Origin of the sequence: Erythrobacter litoralis (assembly GCF_029760855.1) — a bacterium.
Lineage (GTDB): Bacteria > Pseudomonadota > Alphaproteobacteria > Sphingomonadales > Sphingomonadaceae > Qipengyuania > Qipengyuania litoralis_A.
In genome coordinates this window covers 1-19,037 of sequence record NZ_SOSI01000006.1, presented here as the reverse complement: position 1 = coordinate 19,037, position 19,037 = coordinate 1, and the positions used below count along the sequence as shown (strand labels likewise).

18 protein-coding genes are annotated in these 19,037 nt (G+C 58.3%); 8 read left to right on the top strand and 10 right to left on the bottom strand.

Annotated elements, in window-relative coordinates; all coding sequences use genetic code 11:
- The first annotated feature begins 105 nt into the window (after positions 1-105).
- From E3U23_RS11665 to E3U23_RS11655, 3 genes are read left to right on the top strand one after another with little or no spacing between them, the layout of a single operon-like run.
- Positions 106-1,602, top strand: coding sequence for a class I adenylate-forming enzyme family protein (locus E3U23_RS11665; protein WP_279351447.1), 1,497 nt, complete (start codon positions 106-108; stop codon positions 1,600-1,602).
- Complete coding sequence (locus E3U23_RS11660; protein WP_279351446.1) at positions 1,599-2,798, top strand: CaiB/BaiF CoA transferase family protein; 1,200 nt, start codon at positions 1,599-1,601, stop codon at positions 2,796-2,798. Before E3U23_RS11665 ends, E3U23_RS11660 begins: the two co-directional genes overlap by 4 nt.
- Positions 2,799-2,810: 12 nt before the next feature.
- The gene (locus E3U23_RS11655; protein ID WP_279351445.1) at positions 2,811-4,364 is read left to right on the top strand and encodes an AMP-binding protein; all 1,554 of its coding nucleotides are present in this window, start codon (positions 2,811-2,813) and stop codon (positions 4,362-4,364) included.
- Positions 4,365-4,430: 66 nt separating this feature from the next.
- Here the strand turns inward: E3U23_RS11655 and E3U23_RS11650 are convergent, their stop codons facing one another.
- Entirely contained in the window at positions 4,431-4,970 is a 540-nt protein-coding gene (locus E3U23_RS11650; protein ID WP_279351444.1) for a nuclear transport factor 2 family protein, read from the bottom strand.
- Positions 4,971-5,213: 243 nt separating this feature from the next.
- Between E3U23_RS11650 and E3U23_RS11645 the strand changes: the two genes are divergently transcribed.
- Entirely contained in the window at positions 5,214-6,182 is a 969-nt protein-coding gene (locus E3U23_RS11645; protein ID WP_279351443.1) for an AraC family transcriptional regulator, read from the top strand.
- Between the two features lie 6 nt (positions 6,183-6,188).
- On the opposite strand, the gene E3U23_RS11640 is transcribed toward E3U23_RS11645, so the two are convergent.
- The 4 genes from E3U23_RS11640 to E3U23_RS11625 are packed head-to-tail and all read right to left on the bottom strand — an operon-like array spanning position 6,189 to position 9,354.
- Entirely contained in the window at positions 6,189-6,872 is a 684-nt protein-coding gene (locus E3U23_RS11640) for an RraA family protein (RefSeq protein ID WP_279351442.1), read from the bottom strand.
- A 2-nt stretch (positions 6,873-6,874) separates the two neighbouring features.
- The gene (locus E3U23_RS11635) at positions 6,875-7,300 is read right to left on the bottom strand and encodes a Zn-ribbon domain-containing OB-fold protein (RefSeq protein WP_279351441.1); all 426 of its coding nucleotides are present in this window, start codon (positions 7,298-7,300) and stop codon (positions 6,875-6,877) included.
- Positions 7,301-7,310: 10 nt separating this feature from the next.
- Positions 7,311-8,474: a thiolase family protein gene (locus E3U23_RS11630; RefSeq protein WP_279351440.1), complete on the bottom strand. Its 1,164-nt coding sequence runs from the start codon at positions 8,472-8,474 to the stop codon at positions 7,311-7,313.
- 19 nt (positions 8,475-8,493) lie between these two features.
- Positions 8,494-9,354: a MaoC family dehydratase gene (locus tag E3U23_RS11625; RefSeq protein ID WP_279351439.1), complete on the bottom strand. Its 861-nt coding sequence runs from the start codon at positions 9,352-9,354 to the stop codon at positions 8,494-8,496.
- Positions 9,355-9,443: 89 nt separating this feature from the next.
- On the opposite strand from E3U23_RS11625, the gene E3U23_RS11620 reads away from it, so the two are divergent.
- Positions 9,444-10,862: an MFS transporter gene (locus E3U23_RS11620; RefSeq protein ID WP_279351438.1), complete on the top strand. Its 1,419-nt coding sequence runs from the start codon at positions 9,444-9,446 to the stop codon at positions 10,860-10,862.
- A gap of 75 nt (positions 10,863-10,937) precedes the next feature.
- On the opposite strand, the gene E3U23_RS11615 is transcribed toward E3U23_RS11620, so the two are convergent.
- The 5 genes from E3U23_RS11615 to E3U23_RS11595 form a co-directional block, all read right to left on the bottom strand.
- The gene (locus tag E3U23_RS11615; RefSeq protein ID WP_279351437.1) at positions 10,938-11,327 is read right to left on the bottom strand and encodes a VOC family protein; all 390 of its coding nucleotides are present in this window, start codon (positions 11,325-11,327) and stop codon (positions 10,938-10,940) included.
- Between the two features lie 22 nt (positions 11,328-11,349).
- Complete coding sequence (locus E3U23_RS11610; protein ID WP_279351436.1) at positions 11,350-12,816, bottom strand: aldehyde dehydrogenase family protein; 1,467 nt, start codon at positions 12,814-12,816, stop codon at positions 11,350-11,352.
- A 155-nt stretch (positions 12,817-12,971) separates the two neighbouring features.
- Positions 12,972-13,763 (bottom strand): EthD domain-containing protein, encoded by a 792-nt coding sequence (locus tag E3U23_RS11605; RefSeq protein WP_279351435.1) that lies wholly within the window; start codon positions 13,761-13,763, stop codon positions 12,972-12,974.
- Positions 13,735-15,732 carry an FAD-dependent oxidoreductase gene (locus E3U23_RS11600; RefSeq protein ID WP_279351434.1) on the bottom strand — a complete coding sequence of 666 codons (1,998 nt, stop codon included), beginning with the start codon at positions 15,730-15,732 and terminating at the stop codon, positions 13,735-13,737. Before E3U23_RS11600 ends, E3U23_RS11605 begins: the two co-directional genes overlap by 29 nt.
- Positions 15,733-15,915: 183 nt before the next feature.
- Positions 15,916-16,707 (bottom strand): enoyl-CoA hydratase-related protein, encoded by a 792-nt coding sequence (locus E3U23_RS11595; protein WP_279351433.1) that lies wholly within the window; start codon positions 16,705-16,707, stop codon positions 15,916-15,918.
- Positions 16,708-16,983: 276 nt separating this feature from the next.
- Here E3U23_RS11595 and E3U23_RS11590 point away from each other — a divergent pair, with 276 nt between their 5' ends.
- The 3 genes from E3U23_RS11590 to E3U23_RS11580 form a co-directional block, all read left to right on the top strand.
- Positions 16,984-17,730: an electron transfer flavoprotein subunit beta/FixA family protein gene (locus tag E3U23_RS11590; RefSeq protein WP_279351432.1), complete on the top strand. Its 747-nt coding sequence runs from the start codon at positions 16,984-16,986 to the stop codon at positions 17,728-17,730.
- The gene (locus tag E3U23_RS11585; protein ID WP_279351431.1) at positions 17,730-18,662 is read left to right on the top strand and encodes an electron transfer flavoprotein subunit alpha/FixB family protein; all 933 of its coding nucleotides are present in this window, start codon (positions 17,730-17,732) and stop codon (positions 18,660-18,662) included. Before E3U23_RS11590 ends, E3U23_RS11585 begins: the two co-directional genes overlap by 1 nt.
- A 10-nt stretch (positions 18,663-18,672) precedes the next feature.
- On the top strand, positions 18,673-19,037 hold a 365-nt coding region (locus tag E3U23_RS11580), incomplete at its 3' end, for an ATP-grasp domain-containing protein (RefSeq protein ID WP_279351430.1).

The window sequence follows — 19,037 nt, the reverse complement described above, 5'->3', positions numbered from 1 at the left end:
TGCTCGATAATCCCAGAAGCGGTTTGTGAGCCTGTAGGCCCTCGACCCACGACATGGGGATTGTTAAAGATATACCTCAATTAATGCGTGGGAGAGTTCAGCATCATGGATCTGGCATCTACAATCGATGGCGTCTTGGCAATCGATCCACCCAAGGATGCGGTCGAATTCGGAGGCGAGTGGTTCAGTTGGGCCGAGCTCGATCGCCGGAGCCGGAATGTCGTCCGCGCCCTTGAGGCATGTGATGCCGGGCCCGACACTCGTGTCGGTGTGCTCCTGAGAAACCATATTGATTTGGTTGCAGTGTTGCTGGCCCTGTTCCGTTCGGGCCGCTGTCTCGCCAGCCTTAACGCTGTTTCCCCCGACGCGAAGCTGGCCGATGACATTCTCGACGCAGCAACCCCCGTCTTGATAGCGTGTGGCAGCGACTGGAAGCGCACGGGCATCAGAGACGCGGCAAAGAGGGCCGGCTCCGCCATTATTTCGGTTTCAGGTGAGGATGTGAGTGTCGAGGTTCTCCGCACTGCCACCAATCCTGAAAGGCGATTGGCGTCAGGTGTGGCAATCGAAATGTTGTCCAGCGGGACAACCGGCAAACCCAAGCGGATTCCATTGCCGCGGCGCAACCTTGAGAAGGCGCTTGCGGGTGCCGCATCCTACGAGAAGGGCCGCGATCCCAATGCACCTCCCGAACTGCGCTCCGGAGTTTCGATCGTCACGGCCCCTTTGGCGCATATTGCTGGTATCACGGGTTTGATGAACAACCTGCTCGCCGGGCGGAAAGTGTGCCTGATCGAACGTTTCACGGTCGAGGGATTTCGCGACGCAATAGTGCGGCATCGGCCAAAGGTGGCCGGCGCACCGCCTTCCGCGCTGCGCATGATCCTTGATGCCGACATTCCTCCGGAGGATTTCTCAAGTCTGGTCGCATACCGCACTGGCACGGCGCCTCTCGACCCCGATCTCGCCGATGCATTCTATGAGAAATACGGCATTCCTGTCCTGCAGAACTACGGAGCGACTGAATTCGCAGGGGGTGTAGCGGGCTGGACGCTCCAGGATTTCAAGGCGCATTGGAAAGACAAAAGAGGTGCGGTCGGAAGACTGAACAAGAGCGTCGAGGCGCATATCGTCGATCCTGAAACCGGAGGCGAATTGCCTGCGGGCGAGGAAGGGTTGCTGGAGCTTCGCGCGCCCAATGTCGGGGACGGTAAGAACTGGGTGCGCACCACCGATCTCGCCGTAATCGATGAGGATGGCTTCCTGTATATCAATGGTCGGCATGACGGAGCGATAATCCGGGGAGGGTTCAAGATCATGCCCGACGATGTGATCAAAGCGATGCAGGCCCACCCTGCGGTACGCGAAGCATCGGTTGTGGCGCTTCCGGATCGCCGCTTGGGGCAGGTTCCCGCAGCGGCATGGATCGCCAAGGAAGGCGTCGATGCACCCGACGAGGAGGCGTTCCGCAGCTGGCTCAAAGATCAGCTGCTGCCTTATCAGGTTCCGGTCTCCTTGATGCAAGTCGAAGAGTTGCCCCGAACGCCCTCTCTCAAGCCTTCCCTGCCAGACGTGCGGGCTTTGTTTGAAAGCGCTGCATGACAGCGCTTTCCGGCATTCGCGTCCTCGATTTCGGGCGGTATGTCGCTGGACCATACTGCGCGACCCTGCTTGGCGACTTCGGTGCCGACGTAATCCGGGTCGAGCGTCTGGAGGGTGGTGAAGACCGTTGGTTGGTCCCGGTTGCCGAAAGCGGGGAAGGTGCACTGTTCTTTCAGATGGCACGAAACAAGCGTTCGCTCGCTTACGATCCCAAATCACCCGATAGCGCCGAGCTGATCCGTCGTCTTGTCGAAAGTGCGGACGTGGTAGTCGTCAATCTCCCTCCGTCGGCTTTGGCGAAGCTTGGGCTGGATTACGAAAGCCTCACGGCGATCAAACCAGACATAGTTCTGGCCAATATCTCTTCGTTTGGGCCAGTCGGCCCATGGACTGATCGTCCCGGTTTCGACAGCGTCGGGCAGGCAATGTGTGGATCACAGTTTCTCTCCGGACCAGGGAACATACCTTATCGTTCGCCGATTACCTGGGTCGATCATGCGACGGCTGTTTATGCGGCTTTTGCCGTGATGATCGCACTGTTCGAGCGGCAGAATAGCGGGCGGGGACAGGAAATCGACGGGAGCCTGTTGGGTTCGGCACTTGCCTTCTCCAGCACATTCCTGACCGAGCAATCCATGAACAATGCGGATCGCCAGGCTATTGGCAATCGCAGCTTCCTGAACGGTCCTACTGACACCTTTGCTACCAAGGATGGCTTCATCGTCACGCAAGTTGTTGGCGATGCAATTTTCAAGCGTTGGGCGAACCTGATCGGCGAAAGCTCATGGCTCGAGGATGAGCGTTACGCGACCGATGAGGCGCGCGGCGTCAACGGCGAAGCCCTGTCCGAGCGTATGGCGCGTTGGACCGCTGCTCGTACGAGTGACGAAGCTCTTGAAGAAATGGCCGCGGCAAGGATTCCAGCCGGACCGGTTCTGTCACCCCAAGGCGCGCTCGATCACCCACAAGTCGCAGCGATGGGACTGATAGAGGAGACATTGATCGAGCGACTAGGTGTCTCCGTGCCCTTGACTCGCGCACCGGTGAACCTCGGAAAGACGCCTGCCTCTATACGCCGCGCGCCACCAGCAGTCGGTGAGCATTCGGCAGCTATCCTCGAAGAGGTCGGCTATTCGCCGGAAGAGATCGCTAAGCTCGAGAAGGACGGTGCGATAACCACTGCTGTGCAGGGTTAATTGGAGATACGAATGGCTAGCGATACAGAACCGGCAATGACGATCCCGCACCTGGCGCTTGCCGCTGCCCGCGATTGGCCCGATGACATAGCGATCGTCGATGGCAAGCGCCAGATTACGTTTGCCGAGCTCGCTCAAGAGATGAAGGCTGCTGCAGCTGGCTTTGTCGCTGCAGGTCTAAGCGAAGGTGAACGAGTGGCGCTGTGGGCCCAGAACTCCGCCGACTGGATCGTAGTTTGTCTCGGACTTCAGGCCGCAGGCGGTGTGCTCATACCTTTGAATACTCGCTATCGGGAAGGCGAAGTCGCTGACATAATCGAGCGAAGCGCAGCTGCGATGGGTGTCGCGACAGAGGAATTCTTGGGATTTCGCTATGCCGATACCCTCAATTCGCTCGACATACCGACCTTGCGGAAAGTCGTTTCGCTCGATGGTAATGAGTGGGACGCTTTCCTTGCGGCAGGCTCGGGCTACGGTCGCGAAGTAGAGCGCCGGATTGCCGCCCTGTCCGGAGGTGACTTGGGCGACATCCTGTTTACGAGCGGGACAACCGGTGCGCCCAAGGGTGTGATGGCAACGCATGAGCAAACCGTGCGCACGGCGCGCTTGTGGGCCAATGCCACCACGATTACGCATGGCGACGGCTTTCTCATCCTCTGGCCATTTTTCCACTGTGCCGGATACAAGGCAGGTTGGGTGGTCAACCTCGCCGTCGGGGCTACGACTTTACCGATGGCTCAGCTCGAAGTCGGCGAACTTGTCGATCTGGTCGAGCGCGAGCAAGTTACATTTCTCCCGGGGCCGCCAACATTGTTCCAGACTCTTCTGACCGATTCCGCTTTCGATCGCGACAAGATATCTTCGGTCCGGGTCTCGATAACCGGGGCAGCTTCCGTACCTCCGCAGCTCATCACCGACATGCGGGAAACCTTGGGAATTCCCACCGTGCTTACCGGCTATGGGCTTACTGAGGCGTGCGGTACGGTCACCATGACTGGACCGTCCGATCCCCCTGAAATCATCGTGCGAAGCTGCGGCAAGCCGATCGAGGGAATCGAGCTGAAGCTCGTGGACGAAGATGGCAAAGTGGTCGCGGGCAGCGAACCGGGGCGCGTATTCGTGCGGGGATATAACGTGATGCAGGGTTATCTCGATAATCCCGAAGCGACAGCAGAAGCGATCGATCCCGAAGGCTGGCTCGACACAGGCGATATCGGCGTAATGGACGATGACGGGTATCTTACCATCACCGATCGGTCGAAGGACATGTTCATCAGTGGTGGATTCAATTGCTACCCGGCCGAGATCGAGGCCATGCTGATGGCGCACCCCGACATTGCACAGGTTGCGGTCAAAGGCATTCCTGACGAGCGCCTGGGAGAGATCTGCGCAGCCTGGATCATTCCAGCCAACGGATCGTCTCCGACCGACAAACAAATCGTCTCATGGGCGCGTGAGAAGATGGCGAATTTCAAGGTGCCGCGTGCCATCTCTTTCGTCGAAGATCTGCCGCGTAACGCGACCGGCAAGGTGCAGAAGTTCCTGCTTCCCGAAATCCAGCAATAGGCAGGGTGTGGCCCGCTTCAAACTCCCCAGTGTGGAGCGGGCCGTGGTGACGACCGTTCGTCTCGATCAGTCGCCCTTGTAGGTCCAGGGTGTCCGTGCTTCGGGTTCCGGAAGTTCGTTGAGAGCGCCATCCAGAGTGTCGATCGTTGTGGTGAATCCGCCGACCATTGTCGTCTTCTTGATCTTCCACCCGTCATCCGTGCGGACATAATCATTGATGCGCTGCGAAAGGCCCATCAGCGGTTTGTCTTCGCGGAAACCGACCATCATAAGCATGTTGGACCATTCGACCGCGGTATCACCGTCGATCTCGATCTTTTCGTTGACGCTGGTCTGGAAGACGAAGGGGAGGGGGCCCGCATCGCCGTAATAGAAATCCCAATATTCCGTGAATTCCTTGCGTCCGCGCGGCCCTTTGCCAGGTTCATGCAGTCCGAGAACCTCGATCGTGGCATCGTCGGTGAGATAGTCGAGCGCTTCCATGCGACCGGCCTGCTTGCCGGTGAAGCCGCCCGTACAGGCGTAATGGAAATTGAAGAAGCAATCCTTGATGGCCTGCTTGTCTTCCAGTTCCTGAATTCGCTCTTCCAGCGTCTTTTGCGCCATGGGTAATCCTCTCAAATCTTTGGTTTGCGGGGAACGATGGCAAAATGGATAACTCAATTGTCGTTTGTCCCCTACGGCTGTGCGCTGGCTATCCGTCCAGAAATCTGAACTTGCGGTTGGGCCGGACGCAAAGCGACTTCCTTGGGCGTCGGCTTGCTACCCCTGTAAATTACCTATACCCTTGGCCAATCGCCTAAAGCGCACAAAAAATGGCGCAAGCGATGGAGAGAGGATTGGACTGAAATGACGGACGCGCGCAGCGTGAACCTGAGCCGGGCCCTGAGTGGCTTGCATCTCGTCAGCGCCAAATGGGCTACGATCGACATCGGCGATGGGCACGGATTTTCGCTGGACCGCGCTGACGATCTGATCGCGGTACATTTCGTCCTGGAAGGTGCGATTGAACTTTCCTGCTCGCATGACGATCCGCAGACATATTCGGCGGGGCAATCTGTCATCCTACCTAGCGGGGCCCAGCATGTAATTCGCACCGGTCCGGGTGCGAAATTGATGCGTATGTCTGAAATAGCGGATAAAGGGGACGATCCGAGCGGTTCGTTCGAGAGCGAGGACAGTCCAGCGCACCTGATGTTCGGTGTATCGCGTTCGGATCAACCCAGGGCGACCGTGCTCAGCGGGCAAATCGGCCTAACGTGGCCGCAAGATCTCCTGCCGCCGCGGGAATTGTTGCCAAAGGTTATCGAAGGGAGTCCAGGCTATAAGCCTAACACTCCCTCATCCGACGAAGCTGTGAGATCCTTGCGTGAGATGGCGGACGCTCCGGGCGGCACTATTTGCCTTGCCCGGTTTGCGCACCTTTTGGTCACTCGCCGGTTGCGGGAGCAGTTGCTACAGGAGCCGGCTCTCGTGAGCGAGAATCCAAGGTCGAGTGTGGCAATTGCGCGGGTGGTCCAGGCTATCCGCCTCGAGCCCGGTCGGCCATGGTCCGTGACAAGTCTCGCCAGTCATGCAGGGATGTCGCGTTCAGGCTTTGCTGAGAAATTCCGGCAGGAAACCGGGCGCACTCCCATGGAAGTCGTGACCGAAGCTCGCATGGATATGGCTGCCCGGCTACTGCGACGCTCCAGAGAGCCGATCAAGACGATCTCTGCGTCGACCGGTTACTCGTCAAGCACAGCGTTTATCCGCACCTTCCGCCGTCATTTCGGGAGTTCGCCGACCGAGTATCGCGAACTGGAAGCGGCAGAATAGAGTCGCTCAGGCTTTAGGCTTCATCGCTGCAGCTAGCGCTTCGAGATCGAGCGGCTTTGTCCTGCAAACTTCGAAAATCCCTTCCTCCCACGCCTTGTGAGCCGCAATACTCTCGGGAAGTTTCTCGGCAAGGTCGGACGGGATACGTACGACGCCGTGACAATCGCCGTGAATAATGTCTCCCGGACGGACGGTGACGCCACCGACAGTCACAGGTGTATTCACTTCGAGCAAATCGACTATGCCACCGCCAGCTCCTGCCCCGTTGGCAAAAGCCTGGAAGCAGAGTTCCGCCATCTCGGGGAGATCGCGGACGGGACCGTTGGTAACGCCTGCGTGGCAATCCAACGCGGTGTGGATATTGGAAGTAACTTCGCCCCAAACACAGACCGGCCCCTCCCATTCCCCGTTGTTCTCGACAACGAGGAAGCGTGGGCCGTCAACGTCGAGCAGCCCTTGATCCGGCCCCACATCGGCCATCTTCCCTGGTCCGCCCTCGCGGCGAGTTGCCATCTTGCGGGTCACTGCAAATCCGCATGAAACACCAAGTTCGGGCGCCATGCAGCCGACGATGTCGCGGTCCATTACCTCTAGATCGGCTGGCTTAACGCCAAGACGCTTCAGCCCGTTAAGAATGTCCGGTGTGCTGAACTCGCGCAGCCTATCTATGGTTTCGCGCGTTACCAACACGTTCAGGCAGCCTTGACCCGGTACATCGTGATGTTTTCTCCGGGGATGTCCTCGTAGACGATTTCCATCGGCATCCCGATTTCGAGCGTATCGAGATCGGTATCAACCACGTTGGCCAGCAGGACAATCGAACGAGGGTGCTCATCCATCTCGACCAGCGCCACACCATATGGATCGGTACCAAAGGTTGGCGGACCGCGATGGACGACGGAGAAGGTCATAAGTTTTCCCTTTCCGCTTATTGGTGTCCATTCGAGGTTCTGCGACAGGCAAGAACGGCAGCCTTCATAAGGTATCCAGTTCCAGTCACCGCAATCCTTGCACTTGGTCACGCGGAATTCGCGCTCTGTGAGCCCTTCCCAGAAAGGCGCGTTGAATGCTTCCTTGCGGGGAAGGGGGCGCAGGTAGGCGTTGGGGTCGATATCCATTTCTACCTCCTCAATCCGCCGCCAAAAGCAAAGTGCCGGCTAGCCCATGAACGGACCACCCTTGGGCTAGGGTGACGCCGATCTTCGCATCCTTGACCTGACGCTCTCCGCATTCGCCCCGCAGCTGGCGGGTGACTTCGATCGTATGCATCCCGCTCGGGTTGCCATTGTGGCTGTTCGCCATCAGCCCGCCGTCGGTATTGGCTGGCATCTTGCCCCCTCGATACAGATGACCTTCCTTCATGTAGTCTGCACCTTCGCCCATCGAGCAAAAGCCCATTTCCTCAAGATTACGGGCCACGGTAACCGCGAAGCAATCGTAGAGCCCAGCTACGTCGATCTCGTCTCTGCCGATGCCAGACATGTCGAAAGCCATGTCGCTGCACTTGCGGACCGCCTGTCCCTTGGGATCATTCCAGGGTGACGGGATAGTCATGTAGCTGTCGGTGTAGGTCGCTTCGGCACCGCCCAAAACCCAGACCGGCTTGGTCTTGCAATCTTTAGCGATTTCCTTCGATGCGACTACGATCGCATAACCACCATCATTGTCGAGCGGGCATTCGAGGAGGTGGAGCGGACTCGCAATCATCCGGCTTCCCAGCACGTCCTCCACCGTGATTGCGCCGCGATGTCCCATAAGGGAATCCGGCTTCAACATGGCGTTGGCTCTCATCTGGACAGGGTACTCGGCGAAGATTTCGTGCGGCGTGCCGTATTCATGCATGTATTGGCGCGTCCACATTGCATACCACACGGACATGTAGGCTCCATGCACCATGAACTGCCAATCCGGTACGCGCGGTGCCTTGCTTTGCACTTTCAGCTGGCGAGGTCCGTTAGGATTGTTGCAATTGGCGAAGTAGATAACGACGACGTTTGCCATTCCCGCAGCAATAGCATTGGTAGCTTTCGCGACAGCGGATGATCCGTTGCCGACATCCATGTAGGTGATTGGCCTTCCGCCAAGCTGCTCGGCCCATGCCATGTGCAAGTTAAGCGGTGTTTCGTAGGCCATCGGAATAAGCCCATCGACCTGTTTGTGGCTAAGCCCGGCGTCGTCGAGAGCCCCCTTGATCGCTTCGAGTTCGAGCGACCACATGCTGCGCTCCATTCCGCGCGCCTGTTCGGTCGTATAAACGCCGACGATCGCCGCTTCTCTTTGCGGGAAACCCATTTCCTATCCTCTCGAATGCTCAGTTGCGAACATTGGCACGACCGCCGGTCGCAACCAACACGTCGCGCTCAACCGCAGTTGCCTGGAAGGCGACATTCCCTTCGCCAATGGTCCAGATATCAGTCCGCAATGTTTCCCCTGGGTACACAGGATTGGAAAATCGCATGCCGAATTTCGACAAGCGAGCTTCGTCTCCGTCGCATGCTGCTTCGACGATGGAACGGGCTACGACGCCGTAGGTCGCCATGCCGTGCAGGATGGGGCCGGGAAAACCGGCTTTCATGGCGACCTGCGGATCGGCGTGAAGCGGATTGTGGTCGCCCGACAGGCGATAGATCAAAGCCTGTTCTGGTTGCGTAGCAAGTGCGATGGTGATCTCCGGATCGCGTTCAGGCGGGGATTCTACACGCGGCGCGCCCTCTTCCGAGCCGCCGAAACCACCGTTCTGGCGGAGCATCAGGACAGTGCGGGTATCGGCGATCGGATCATTATCTCCCGCCACGCGAATGGTTTTTTTGGTTTGCAGGATCGCACCCTTCTCCGACCCTCGATCCCATATCTTCTCCACACCGGTCGAGACTTCGAAAGACCCGGATGCGGGAAGCGGACGGTGAATGTCGATCCACTCCTCGCCATGAAGCACGGCGTTATAGGCTATCCCAAAGCGTTTATCGAAGATGGCCATCGACATGCCCATGACGGTTGCCATGGTCGGGAATGCGACAAGCCGGTCCTCGAGCAGGTATTTGAGCTTGGTCTCATCCTCTATCGCAGCAGGGCCATAGCCGATGCCGAGATTATAAATGATGCTGTCGCGCTCAAGCCATTCTACCGACTTTGTGTCGGGGGCGCTGGCGAGCAGGTCGTCTGCGGCAAGCATTGTCGATTGAACTCCTCTCGAGAACCGCTAATACAGGTATCTGAATTGCTGTCGAGAGAACAGTTCCAATTTAACCGGAGGGGCATTTCATGGTAGCGGTCGATCTTACTGGAGGCTCTGCAAACTCTCCTGGCCTCGTAAAGCGCCATCCCAAAGCGGTCGTCGCGCTGGCTATCCTGATACTCTTTACCATCCTTTCCTACGCCGATCGCATGATTATCGCGCTGCTGGTGGATCCCATCAAGGCAGACCTCGGCCTCGACGATGTCCAGTTCAGCTACCTCACCGGTCTTGCCTTTGCGCTTTGTTTTGGAATCGCCAGCCTCCCGCTGGCATGGCTGGCTGACAAGTGGTCGCGCCGCTGGGTCATCTATCTTGGCGTCACCTTGTGGTCGTTGGCCACCGCGGCAGGCGGGCTTGCCAGCAGCTTTGGCGAGATGTTCCTTTCGCGCTTCTTCGTTGGTGTTGGTGAGGCAGCGCTCGCCCCTGCGGCCTTCGCCATGATTCCGGATCTATTTCCAAAGCATCAAGTAGCACGTGCAACCGGCCTAATGGGGAGCGCGGCGGCGCTTGGTGGCGGAATGGCTGTGCTAAGCGGGGGTTTCCTGGTCGATTTCACTGGGTCGATGGGGCAGGCGACCTTGCCTGTCGTCGGAGCAGTTGCTCCCTGGCAAGCTGTGTTCCTGATTCTTGGTTTGCCCGGTGTGTTGCTGGCCTTCCTCACATTACTGCTTCCCGGACGTGACGAGTCTGAGGCGCTGCGGCAAGCAGGCAAGCGGCAACCGGCCGAGGCGCCTGCCATGGTCGAAACCGGTCCCGACATCACCATGGAAGCCGCTCACAGCCCCAAGTCGGGCTACTTCGCATGGCTAAGGTCGAACTGGCTCTTCATGTCCGGGCTGGCCCTTGGGTGCAGCGCGATGGGCGCGCTTGCCTATGGTCTGACAAGCTGGACCCCGGCCTATCTTAGCCGAGTGTTCGGCCTTTCGATGGGCGAGGTAGGCATCACACTCGGATTCGTTCAGATGCTCAGTGGTCTTGTCGGTTACATCGCGGGAGGCTGGCTGATCGACTGGTTGGAAGCGCGCGGCATAAAAAATGCGCCACACCGGTATCTCATCGGCGCGACCTGCATCGCGATTGTCGCATCGGTCAGCGGTTTCTACCTTGCCGGAAGCGTCCCCGTAGCACTTTTCTTTATTGGAATGTATCACATGGCCGCTCCCTTCAATTCTCCGATGGTTGTTGCTTTGCAAAAGGGTGTCCCATCTGACTTCCGGGGCCAGGCCATCGCTCTTGCAACCATGACCGCAACGTTGATCGGCATGCTTGCAGGGCCGACGGTCATCGCACTTTTTACAGAGGAATTCTTCGGCGATCCCGCCAAGGTCGGTGCCTCTGTCGCGATCGTCGGTGTGATCTGCGGTATTGTCGCTCTGCTGTTCCTGAGCACGAGTTACAACGCCGCATTGAGAGCGCGAAACGATCTGGATGCGCTGGAAGGCTGACGGCGTCGGAAAACAAAAAGGGGAGCCGGGATCGTAGTCCAAGCTCCCCTTTTGACTGCTTGAAGGGCTGCTATTTCAGAGCGTGATGCCCGGCCAACCATGTTCAGAGAAATCGTAGTCGACACCGCTTGGGGTCTGCATTTTCATCTCCCAGGTCACGCCGGCATCACGATCGTTGGGATCCACCATGCATTTCGATCCATGTTTTACGGCCCGGTCGATTGCCTTGTCCATATCTTCGACCACAAAACCAAGATGGTTGATTCCCGGCTCGGCGTAGTTCGGGTGGTTCTCGTCGGGGATCTTGATCAGCGCGATATTCATTACGCCGTCACTAAGATAGATCGCGCCCATCTCGGAAGTGCCTGCGCGGCTGATTTCCTCGAGCTCGAAGGTGTTCTGGTAGAACTGGCTTTCCTTGTCGAGATCATCGACAGTGATTGCAACGTGGCGAAGTTTTGCCATGGTAGTGCTCCTTTTGACCTGATCAGGCCATGCTGATGTAAACGTTTTTGGTGCGGATAAATTCGCGAATGCCGTGGATGCCGCCCACGCGCCCGACACCGCTTTTCTTATTACCCCCGAATGGCGCCGCCGCAGGTAGTCCATAGGCGTTGTTGACGAGGATGCTGCCGGCATCGAGTGCTTGTGCCACGCGATGGACGCGCGTCAGGTCGTCGCTCTCGATATAGGCAGCTAGGCCGTAGGGCGTGTCGTTCGCCAATTGGATCGCCTCTTCCTCTGTCTTGAACCGCATGAAGCTGACTACGGGGCCGAATACCTCGTCACGCACGACTTCGTGGCTGTTGTCGACATTGGCGACCAACGTCGGGCCGACGAAGTATCCTTCCGCCAGGTCGCCGCCCATGCGCTGGCCGCCCGTCAGGACTTCAGCGCCATTGGCGCTGGCCCGCTCGGCAAATCCGAGCACGCGTTCCATCTGCTGCTGATGTATCAGCGGCCCCATGGCGGTATCCTTGTCCGCCGGATCGCCTACCTTCACATAGCCAACGGCGTTTTGGACGTCGGCGACAAAACTGTCGTAGATGGAATCTTCCACCAAGACGCGAGTGCCTGCGATGCAGGCCTGGCCAGACATTGGGATGCAACCCATCAATGCCGCCTGCACCGCCTTCTGGCGGTCGGAATCAGCAAACACTAGGCGGGCGGATTTTCCGCCAAGCTCAAGGCCTACAGGTGTCATGTTAGGCTGCGCAGCCGAAAGAACCTTTTGTGCAGTGTGTCCACCGCCAGTAAAGTGAAGCTTGTCGACACCCGGATGGCTGCACAGGGCAGATCCGCCTTCGCCGCCACCGGGGACGACATTGATCACGCCCTCCGGAATACCGGCTTCCAAGGCAAGTTCACCAAGGCGAATACAACTGTAGGGTGCAAATTCGCTCGGCTTAATGATGCAGGTGTTTCCCGCAGCCATTGCTGGAGCGATCATCTGGCCAAAGGATATGGCGGGCCCGTTCCAAGGCACGATGATGCCAACGACACCGTAGGGCTCGTCGATCGTGTAGTCGAAAGCGGGCACTGGCCAGGTGGTGATCATGTCACCGCCGATCTTGTCGGCCCAGCCGGCATTGTATTCGAACAGGTCCGCAATCCATTCTGGAAAAGCTTCGGCCATCATGTCGGGAGAGCCATTCTCCGTCATGACGATGGACTTGATCTCGTCAAAATGCTCGCGGATCAGCGCGGCGAACCCCAGCATGAGTTTGCGCTTCTCGTTCGCAGGAAGTTCCCGCCAGCCTGGCAGGGCTTTCCTTGCGGCTGCAACCGCCGCATCCATCTCGGCCTTGCCGCCGAGCGGGATAGCCTGCGTCAGTTTGCCAGTAGCCGGATAAAGGTGATCGTATGTACCGATCGAACTGTCGGTGGTCTTCTCGCCGCCGATGATAAATCCGGCCTTCGGGAGAACCGAGGTGTTGGCTGGTGTAAGTCCCATCTGTGTTCCCGCTGCCCAATCCGCTGCATGACGCAGCATCGATGTATTCTTTGTCAGGATGAAGATGCGGGGCGGCGCGGCACATGTAAATGCGCATCGGGTGGAATGGATAATGCGCTAGGCGTTCTGGATGCGCTATCCATCGCGGTGCAAGATCAGTCCGACGTCTGGGTCCATTCCGTCGCGCCGTCCGAACCGGTAGTCTGGCGGGCAAGATTCAGTTTTGCCAGCATCTGGACGCTCTCTGTCGCGCTAGCCAGCGTGGCTTGGCCCAGATTTTCCAAGGCTTTGTCATTGCTGGCTGCTGCAAGCGCTTTGTCGCGGTTGGGAAACCAGACCTCGATTACCGCCGCAAATCGATAGGCCTTGGCCGGGTCGACGACCTCATTCCAGACAATTCGCTTTGCGTCCGGAAAAGCGGCGGGAAGCCGGCCTGCAGCTGCTCGTGAAGCCAGATCGAATCCGTCACGCTTCTCCGGAGACACGAAAGACAAAAGGACGTGAGATGTGGCATCCCCATCGACGATCACAGATTCTTCGACAGCCATCGTCCAATTGTCGACGGCTCCTGCAAACACCCGCTTTTCATCTTCGTAAAGCTCTTCGAGTGAGTGAGGGTGATAACGCGCTGCAAGCAGATCTTCCCAGCTCTTCATCCCGAGAATGGTCGATCCGTCATAATCCTTCGTCAGCAGTGCAGATACGCCCTCTTCGCGATCCTTAACGCACTGGTGCGAGCTAAGAAAATGCTTGCCGAGAGAGGTCGCGAACTTCCCTGCAAGCGCGGCATGGCTGCGCCAGGCTTCGGGAAATTCTGCGGGCGCAAGTGCCGGATTGCGGCGAGCGAGATAAATCAGCTTGTAGCGCTTCTCCGGATCGGGCTGGAACGCCAGCGCGGTAGGTGACGGACCGCCCATGTCAGCAGAGTGCCGGTTGAATTGCGCCATAGCGCGCCACAATTGCGCGCACGGCCTGATATCCGTCATGTACGGCATCGCCAATACGGCCACCCTTTCGGCTGTCGCCGATGACGTGGGTGGAGATTCCCATCTTAACAAGTTCATCGGCCAGGTCGGACTGCGGATCTCTGCCTTGTGCGAGCAGGACATGATCTGCAGGCAAATTGCTTTCGCTGCCATCTGCCCCATGCACAGTTACCTCATTCTCGCCGATTGCGACGATGTGGTGGAGTGGGAGCACCTCGATGCTTTCATGGTCGCCAAGACGGCCTACCAGGTTCGAGCGGTAAACCTGCTCCGCCGAGCGGGCCAGCTGGTCCTGCCGCGAGCGGGTGATGAGCGTTACTTTTGCTCCACGCGCTGCTGCAAATTCTGCGGCCTCGCATCCGGTTTCGCCGCCGCCATATACGATCACCCGCTCGCCATCGGCGAATACCGTATCGCTGTCCCCCATGAGAAGATCATAGGCTTCTACCACGATCGCCACATTTTCGCCTTCGATCCCGTGCGAGCGTTTGCGGGTACCTGCGGCAACGATGGCTACATCAGGTTTCAGGTCAGCAATTTGCGTCGCGGTAACGCGCTCACCAATGTGCGCTTCGACCTTGCTTCGCTGAACCTGCAAGTCGAGGTAGTCGCGATAGCGCAGGAGCAGCTCCTTACCTGGCGGTGCACCGGACGCGATAATGCCGCCACCCAACTCACTGCGCGCTTCGAAAAGATGCGTTTCGAAGCCGGCATCCGCCAACATCAGAGCCGTGCTGATACCGCCAGGACCTGCACCGATAACGACAGCGCGCTTATCCTTGCCGAGATCGGATGGGATTGGCGCGTCCAGTTCCCGGCCAGTGCGAGGGTTTTCGGCGCAGGTGACGCGGTGAAGGTTTTCAGGTGCGATGCAATAATTGCAGGTTGTGCAGGGGCGGATCAACTCAGGCGTCCCACCTTGCGCCTTGGCTGGCCAGTAAGGATCGGTGAGCGAGGGGCGTCCGAGGGCTACGAGATCGCAATCGCCTTCCGCGATCGCCTTTTCTGCCGTCTCGGGGACGCGGATCTGACCAACCCCGATAACGGGAGCGCCGGTATATTCGCGCAATCGGCGGGCATATGGAAGGCGCCAGCCTTCGGGAGCCGACATGGGCTCCATGACCTTGTCAAAGGCTTGGGGACCCCGGCCTGTGCTGGCGTGAAGTATATCAACGCCTGCCTCGACAAAGTGTTTGCAGATGACCTCGGTCTCGTCGATCGACAGTCCGCCAGGCACGAACTCGTCAGCTGAAATACGATAGCAAAACGGCAGGTCGCCGATTTCCGCACGCACCGCGCGGATCACAGCGAGTGGGAATGCCATCCGTCGATCTTCGTCTCCGCCCCATTCGTCGTCGCGCTGGTTCGAGATAGGCGAAAGGAATTGGGACAGCAAATACCCGTGCGCGCCGTGCAGTTCGATCCCGTCATAGCCTGCGCGTTTGGCCCGGCCTGCGGTCGCGGCAAATGCATCGACCAGATGGCGGATCAGCGCATCGTCCATCGCCTCGACGATCAGTTTCTCCGGATCCTTTCGCGAGTAGACCCGGCTCGGCCCCCGCACGATGCCGTCCTTGAGGAACTTGGCCAGCGCAAACCGACCGCCGTGCTGCAATTGGAGAAAAGCCTTCGTACCGCTTTCATGGAGGGCGTCCACGAGACGATAGTGACCGTCGAGCTTCGCATCGGTCTCAAGCGAAAGCTGGTGCTCCTCTGACCTGCCGGTAGCCGGGTCGACATTGGTAAATTCGACAACGATCAGGCCGAAACCGCCGCGTGCACGTTCTTGATAGAAAGCGATCTGGTCAGCAGTAACCCGCCCATCAGCCCCGCCGAGTGAGCTCGACATTGGTGCCATGACGACGCGGTTCTTCAGCGTGAAACCGCCGATCGCAAATTTGGAGAAAAGGTTGGGATAGTCAGAGGGCACCAAAGGATCCTAGGTCACGTTCGCAATTGACTTTCGAATGTCTTTCTAGATCGCGGCTCTTAGACCAGCAAACTATGCTAGGTTACCTGACCTCCTTCATTGCATGCAGAGTGTCCAATTGACTCACGATTTTTGTCTGGCTTTTGGGCGCTGGGCCTAAGGGACGAGGGTTGGAATCCTAGTTCACTTTCCTTTGAAGCTTGGAGGACGCTTCTCCTGAAATGCTTGTACACCTTCAATAAAGTCTTCACTATTTCCGGCTCGGCGCTGAGCCTCCGCTTCATGATTCATGGCTTCAGCCAAACTCATGTGCTGGGCTCCGCGAACCAGCTGTCGGATCATTCCAAGCGCGAGGGTTGGCCCATTTGCCAGTCTGTGAGCGAGCGATTTAGCCTCATTCATCAACTCTTCGTCATCAACGCATCGGGTAATGAGGCCGATTTCCTCCGCTCGCTCTGCTGGTATTCTCTCTCCAAGCATCATTGCTTCCAAGGATTTCGGTGTACCGGCTGATTTAGGGAGGAGCCACGTCGATCCTCCATCCGGTACGAGCCCAATATTCACAAAGGCTTGCAGGAAGAATGAGGAGCGTGCAGCCACGATGATGTCGCCGTAAAGTGCGAGCGCGCATCCAATACCCGCTGCCGGCCCATTCACCGCGGTGACGACAGGAATGTCGAGTGATGAGAGAGCCAGCATTCCGGGGTTGTAATGGTTCTGAAGCGATTGCCTCGATGCATCCCCAGGAGCCGCACCGTCAAACGTTCTGCCACCAATGTCCGCACCCGCACAAAACCCACGACCAGCGCCGGTAATCAGAAGCGCGCGCGCTCCTGATCTACTTATTTCATCCAGCGCCGAGCGAATCTCATCAAACATATGGGGCGTGGCCGCGTTCATTCGATCTGGCCGATTTAGAGTGAGGACAGCCACCTTGTCGTCATGTTCGATAAGAATTGTGTCGTAGTTGCTCATATTGGTGCCAATCTTCCAAGAGGTATGCAATTACCTGATACTCTGAACCTGATTTTGCAACCGCGGGATGGCCTTTCGTGGGTCTTAGGTGGCCTCAATTTCAGGAATGGATTGTTCGCGTTGTAGGTCACTCCCACTTGGAGCGCTTAAGTTTTGATACACTTTTCTGGACTTCCAATTGCCTTATTAGCCGACTTTGCGAGCATGACTGATCTGAACGCAATCACGATTGAGGTATCTGAATGAAGTCATTTGGATCGTAAGAAAGGTAACCGCATGAGAATCCTCGTATCCGTAAAAAGGGTCATCGATTACAATGTGAAACCGCGGGTCAAGGCCGACGGTTCGGGCGTGGATCCTGCCAACGTCAAGATGAGCATGAACCCGTTCGACGAAATCGCTGTCGAAGAAGCGATTCGCTTGAAGGAAGCCGGCAAGGCGGAAGAAATCGTCGCGGTCAGCATCGGCCCGGCGAAGGCTCAGGAAACGCTGCGCACGGCGCTCGCGATGGGCGCGGACCGGGCGATTTTGGTCGAAACCGACGATGATGTCGAACCGCTCGGCGTTGCGAAGATTTTGAAGGCGATTGCCGAAGAGGAGCAACCGGGCATCGTCATGCTGGGCAAGCAGGCGATCGACGACGACAGCAACCAGACCGGCCAGATGCTCGCCGCCCTGATGGGCCGGCCGCAGGGCACCTTCGCCAACACCGTCGAGGTCGACGGCGACAGCGTTACGGTCAAACGCGAAGTCGACGGCGGTCTCGAAACCGTCAAGCTCACCATGCCGGCGATCGTGACGACCGACCTGCGCCTCAACGAACCGCGCTACGCTTCGCTGCCCAACATCATGAAGGCGAAGAAGAAGCCGCTCGATACGAAAGGCCCGTCGGACTACGGCGTCGATATCGCGCCGCGCCTCAAGACGACCAACGTGTCCGAACCGCCGGTGCGCCAGGCAGGCGACAAGGTCGAGGACGTCGATGCGCTGGTCGCCAAACTCAAATCACTGGGAGTCGCGTAATGAAGACGCTCGTACTCGTCGAACACGACAATAGCGAAATGAAGGACGCGACGCTTGCGGCGGTCACCGCTGCGGGCAAGCTGGGTGAAGTGCACCTGCTCGTCGCCGGATCGAACTGCCGCGCCGTTGCCGAGCAGGCCGCAAAAGTCGCTGGCGTCGGCAAGGTCCACATCGCGAACGATGCCGCTTACGAAAACGGCCTCGCTGAAAACGTCGCGCCACTGGTCGCCGATCTGATGGGTCATCACGACGCTTTCGTCGCGCCGGCCACCACGACCGGCAAGAACATCGCGCCGCGCGTCGCAGCCATGCTCGACGTCATGCAGATCTCGGATATCCTCTCGGTCGAAGGGGACAAGACCTTCACCCGGCCGATCTACGCCGGCAACGCCATCGCAGCGGTCGAATCGAGCGACGAAAAGCTCGTCATCACTGTGCGCGGAACGGCCTTCGACAAGGCCGAAGCGGAAGGCGGCTCGGCAGAGATCGAGGAAGTTTCCGGACCGGGTGATGCGGGTCTGTCGAGTTTCGTCAGCTCCGAAATCGCGGAAGGCGGCGACCGCCCCGAACTGACCAGCGCAAGCATCATCGTATCGGGTGGCCGCGCGCTGAAGGACGGCGAAACTTTCGAGCAGATCATCATGCCGCTCGCCGACAAGCTCGGCGCCGGGGTCGGTGCAAGCCGCGCGGCGGTCGATGCGGGCTATGTGCCCAATGACTATCAGGTGGGCCAGACCGGCAAGATCGTTGCGCCGGACGTCTACTTCGCCATCGGCATTTCGGGCGCGATCCAGCACCTTGCGGGCATGAAGGATTCCAAGACCATCATCGCCATCAACAAGGACGAGGACGCGCCGATCTTCCAGATCGCGGACATCGGCCTCGTGGCCGACCTGTTCAAGGCCGTGCCGGAGCTGATCGAGAGTTTGTGAGGAAATTTCCATGAACATTCACGAATATCAGGCCAAGGAACTTCTGGCGAAATACGGCATCGCCGTACCCAAAGGCCACGCAGCGCTGTCGGTCGATGAAGCAGTCGAAGCGGCGAAGAAACTGCCCGGACCGCTTTACGTGGTGAAGGCGCAGATCCACGCGGGTGGCCGCGGCAAGGGCACGTTCAAGGAACTCGGCCCCGATGCGAAGGGCGGCGTGCGCCTGTCGAAAAGCGTCGATGACGTCGAAGCCAACGCGAAAGACATGCTCGGCAACACGCTGGTGACGATCCAGACCGGCGACGAAGGCAAGCAGGTCAACCGCCTCTATGTCACCGATGGGGTCGACATCGAAAAGGAATACTACCTTTCGAT

Bases quoted from the DNA above. Each gene is read 5' to 3' on its own strand.
- E3U23_RS11665 (WP_279351447.1), top strand. From the start codon at position 106: ATGGATCTGGCATCTACAATCGATGGCGTCTTGGCAATCGATCCACCC.
- E3U23_RS11660 (WP_279351446.1), top strand. From the start codon at position 1,599: ATGACAGCGCTTTCCGGCATTCGCGTCCTCGATTTCGGGCGGTATGTC.
- E3U23_RS11655 (WP_279351445.1), top strand. From the start codon at position 2,811: ATGGCTAGCGATACAGAACCGGCAATGACGATCCCGCACCTGGCGCTT.
- E3U23_RS11650 (WP_279351444.1), bottom strand. From the start codon at position 4,970: ATGGCGCAAAAGACGCTGGAAGAGCGAATTCAGGAACTGGAAGACAAG.
- E3U23_RS11645 (WP_279351443.1), top strand. From the start codon at position 5,214: ATGACGGACGCGCGCAGCGTGAACCTGAGCCGGGCCCTGAGTGGCTTG.
- E3U23_RS11635 (WP_279351441.1), bottom strand. From the start codon at position 7,300: ATGGATATCGACCCCAACGCCTACCTGCGCCCCCTTCCCCGCAAGGAA.
- E3U23_RS11630 (WP_279351440.1), bottom strand. From the start codon at position 8,474: ATGGGTTTCCCGCAAAGAGAAGCGGCGATCGTCGGCGTTTATACGACC.
- E3U23_RS11625 (WP_279351439.1), bottom strand. From the start codon at position 9,354: ATGCTTGCCGCAGACGACCTGCTCGCCAGCGCCCCCGACACAAAGTCG.
- E3U23_RS11620 (WP_279351438.1), top strand. From the start codon at position 9,444: ATGGTAGCGGTCGATCTTACTGGAGGCTCTGCAAACTCTCCTGGCCTC.
- E3U23_RS11615 (WP_279351437.1), bottom strand. From the start codon at position 11,327: ATGGCAAAACTTCGCCACGTTGCAATCACTGTCGATGATCTCGACAAG.
- E3U23_RS11610 (WP_279351436.1), bottom strand. From the start codon at position 12,816: ATGGGACTTACACCAGCCAACACCTCGGTTCTCCCGAAGGCCGGATTT.
- E3U23_RS11605 (WP_279351435.1), bottom strand. From the start codon at position 13,763: ATGGCGCAATTCAACCGGCACTCTGCTGACATGGGCGGTCCGTCACCT.
- E3U23_RS11595 (WP_279351433.1), bottom strand. From the start codon at position 16,707: ATGAGCAACTACGACACAATTCTTATCGAACATGACGACAAGGTGGCT.
- E3U23_RS11590 (WP_279351432.1), top strand. From the start codon at position 16,984: ATGAGAATCCTCGTATCCGTAAAAAGGGTCATCGATTACAATGTGAAA.
- E3U23_RS11585 (WP_279351431.1), top strand. From the start codon at position 17,730: ATGAAGACGCTCGTACTCGTCGAACACGACAATAGCGAAATGAAGGAC.